The organism is Ideonella sp. P3_A4, assembly GCF_056403075.1.
The window spans coordinates 1-2,958 of the sequence record NZ_JBFUGE010000694.1; the positions used below are offsets into that span (position 1 = coordinate 1).

General features: G+C 66.8%; 5 protein-coding genes. 3 read left to right on the plus strand and 2 right to left on the minus strand.

All coding sequences use genetic code 11. The annotated features are described in order from the left end of the window. Positions 1 to 208 precede the first annotated feature (208 nt). Positions 209 to 433: a zf-HC2 domain-containing protein gene (locus AC1DYI_RS31250; protein ID WP_477208005.1), complete on the minus strand. Its 225-nt coding sequence runs from the start codon at positions 431 to 433 to the stop codon at positions 209 to 211. After that, on the minus strand, positions 430 to 1,005 hold the full coding sequence (locus tag AC1DYI_RS31255; RefSeq protein ID WP_477208006.1) for a sigma-70 family RNA polymerase sigma factor: 576 nt from the start codon (positions 1,003 to 1,005) through the stop codon (positions 430 to 432). The genes AC1DYI_RS31250 and AC1DYI_RS31255 overlap by 4 nt, the downstream gene beginning before the upstream one ends. A 101-nt stretch (positions 1,006 to 1,106) precedes the next feature. Between AC1DYI_RS31255 and AC1DYI_RS31260 the strand changes: the two genes are divergently transcribed. From AC1DYI_RS31260 to AC1DYI_RS31270, 3 genes are all read left to right on the plus strand, one after another. After that, positions 1,107 to 1,388, plus strand: a complete 282-nt coding sequence (locus AC1DYI_RS31260) for a BufA1 family periplasmic bufferin-type metallophore (RefSeq protein ID WP_477208007.1) — start codon at positions 1,107 to 1,109, stop codon at positions 1,386 to 1,388. A gap of 37 nt (positions 1,389 to 1,425) precedes the next feature. Further along, on the plus strand, positions 1,426 to 2,280 hold the full coding sequence (gene bufB, locus AC1DYI_RS31265) for an MNIO family bufferin maturase (protein WP_477208008.1): 855 nt from the start codon (positions 1,426 to 1,428) through the stop codon (positions 2,278 to 2,280). Then, positions 2,277 to 2,958 (plus strand): HvfC/BufC family peptide modification chaperone (locus AC1DYI_RS31270; protein ID WP_477208009.1); only part of this gene is annotated, 682 nt, incomplete at its 3' end. The genes bufB and AC1DYI_RS31270, both read left to right, overlap by 4 nt.

Sequence of the window (2,958 nt, forward strand, 5' to 3'; positions counted from 1 at the left end):
TCGCCCCTTACCGACAAAGATCTGCGCAACCTCGAGTTCGTCCTCAACAACACTCCTCGCAAGATCCTCGGCTTCCGCACTCCACACGAAGTCTTCTCTCAACTCAAAGTCACCGACATCGCTGGTGTTGCACTTCATCCTTGAGTCGGCCCTGACGCGTCGGCGTCACCGTGCTGACCAAGACAAAGGGCCCCGCGGGGCCCTTTCTTCATGGAGACGCCGGCGGCTCGCCCGGCCCGTCGCCTTCGTTCCTGTAAGCCCGCCAGCTGCCGATCGCATGGCGCATCAGGCTGACCTGGCGCACGAAGCGGGGGCAGGCGGCGCATATGGCCAGGTGCATGCGCAGGCGCAGGCGGTCGGCCCAGCCCAGGGGCTGGTCTTCGCCTTGCAGCACCAGGTGCGTCGCTTCCCTGCAATCGATCTTCCAAGTCATGCCCGGCCTCCCGCACTGCCCACGGCGTTGAACCAACTGGCTTGCAAACAGTCTCGCAAGCGCAGCCGGGCTCGGTGCAGCAGCACCCACAAGTTGGTCGACGTGATCGCCAGTTCCTTACAAATCTCGTCGGTGTCGAGTTCCAGCCACTCGCGCATCATGAAGACGCGGCCCTGGGTGGTGGGCAGTTTCTCGACGCAGGCGTCCAGCACGGCCAGGAACTGGCGCTGGCCGCACAGGGCTTCGGGCTGGTCGGCCCAATCCACCGGTGTTTCCCGCCAGTGGCCGGTCTCGTCGAACATCAGGGCGTCGAGGTCTTCGCCGTCATCCCGATCCAGCACCGTGGCTTCGCGGGCATGGCGGCGCAGCTGATCGATCAGCTTGTGCTTCAAGATGCCGACCAGCCAGGTCTTCAAGGCCGAGCCGCCGCCAAAGCTCTGCGGCTTTTCGAGTGCGGCGAGCAAGGTGTCGGACACGGCGTCCTCGGCCCAGGCGTCGTTGCGCAGCTGACTGCGCGCATATCGCAACAACTGGGGTCGCAAAGTCTCGACCTGCTGCGCAAAATCCGTCATGCGGGCGCTTTCTTCAATACGTTGGCCGGCAGTGTAAGGRACTTGGGCTGCCGTCGACCCATGCCTGTCCCGTTCATCAACCTCTCAAGGAGTTTTCAGACATGACCCAACAACGCCAGATCGTCGCTTCCGCCTTCGCCGCCGTGTTCGCCCTGGGCCTGGCCAGCGCCAGCGCGCACGCCGAAGAAAAGGGCAAGGAGAAATGCTATGGCATCGTCAAGGCCGGCCAGAACGACTGTTCCAACCTGAACGGCAGCCATTCTTGCGCCGGCCAGTCCAAGACCGACATGGACGCCAACGAGTGGAAGTATGTCGCCAAGGGCACCTGCAAGGACCTGAAGGGCTTGACCGTCGACGAAGCCAAGGCCAAGACCAAGAAGTAAGCCAAACGCCGACAGCAGCAGCCCGCGCCTCGACCGCATGACCACCGCCCCGCAACCCGTGCCGACCCCGGTGGGCATTGGCTGGCGCCAGCCGCACTACCGCGAGCTGTTGGAGCGCCGCCCGGAGCTGGACTTCATCGAAGTCCACTCGGAGAACTTCTTTGCCGAGGGCGGTGCGGCGCTGGCGCTGCTGGGCGAGGCGCGCGAGCACTACCCGGTGAGCCTGCACGGTGTGGGCCTGGCGCTGGGTTCGGCGGCGGGGCTGGACCCTTGGCACCTGGACCAGCTTGCTGCCCTGGTCGAGCGGGTGCAGCCCGTGCGGGTTTCAGACCACGCAAGCTTTGCGCGGGTGGCCATGCCCGGTGGCGGCCCGGTGCTGCATGGCAGCGATCTGCTGCCGATCGCCTTCACCGACGCTTCGCTCGACCTGATGGTGGCCCATGTGCAGCAGGTGCAAGAGCGCCTGAAGCGCCCGCTGCTGGTGGAAAACATCTCGGCCTACCTGCGCTGGGAAGACGACCACCTGGCCGAGCCCGAGTTCTTCAATGCCCTGGCGCAGCGCAGCGGCTGTGGCCTGCTGCTGGACGTGAACAACCTTGTCGTCAACAGCTTGAACCGCGGCGCTGCCGACGCCGTGGCCGATGCCTGCGCCTGGGTCGATGCGATCGACCCCGGCATCGTCGGTGAGGTCCACTTGGCCGGCTACAACGACGAGGGCCCGCTGGTGATCGACGACCATGGCTCGACGGTGCATGCGCCGGTCTGGCAGGTCTATCGCCATGCGATGCAGCGGCTGGGTTCTACCCCGACGCTGATCGAGTGGGACACGAACCTGCCGCCTTTCGACGTGCTGCTGGGCGAAGCCCGGCGGGCGCAGGAGGTGGCGAAGTGAGCGCCGAACTCGCGCGCCAGCAAGCGTTGCTGAATGCGCTGCGTACGGCCACGCCAACGGACCTGCCCGTGGCGGCAGTTGCGCTGCGAGGACGCGTCGCGCTGCAGCCCGCCGATCGGCTTGCCGGGCTGCAGGCCTACCGCGCGAATGCCCAGACCATCGCCGAGCGGGCCCTTTCCGCGGCCTACCCGGTGCTGGCGAGGCTGGTCGGCGAAGAGACGATGGCGGCTCTGGCGCGCGACCTGTGGCGCGACCATCCCCCGACCCGAGGTGACCTGGCCTGGTTTGGCGCCGAACTGGCCGATCAGCTGCTGGCCATCCCTGAACTGACGGATGTGCCGTACCTGGCTGATGTGGCACGGCTGGAGTGGGCCGTGCACCGTGCCCACACCGCGGCCGACCCGCAGGACGGTGCGCCCGATCTGCGGGCGCTGGCCAGCGAAGACCCCGATGCATTGCAGGTGCGTTTCGTCGACGGCAGTGCCTGCGCGGCCTCGACCTGGCCGGTGCTCACCATCTGGCAGGCGCACCAGGTGCCTGCCGAAGCCGAGCCCGACCTGGAGCCTGCACGCGAAGCGTTGGCGGCCGGGCAGGGCGAAGCCGTCTGGGTCTGGCGGCGTGGCCATCGGGTCGATGTGGCTGCGCTGACGCCGGCCGAGTGTGCATTCAACCAAGACC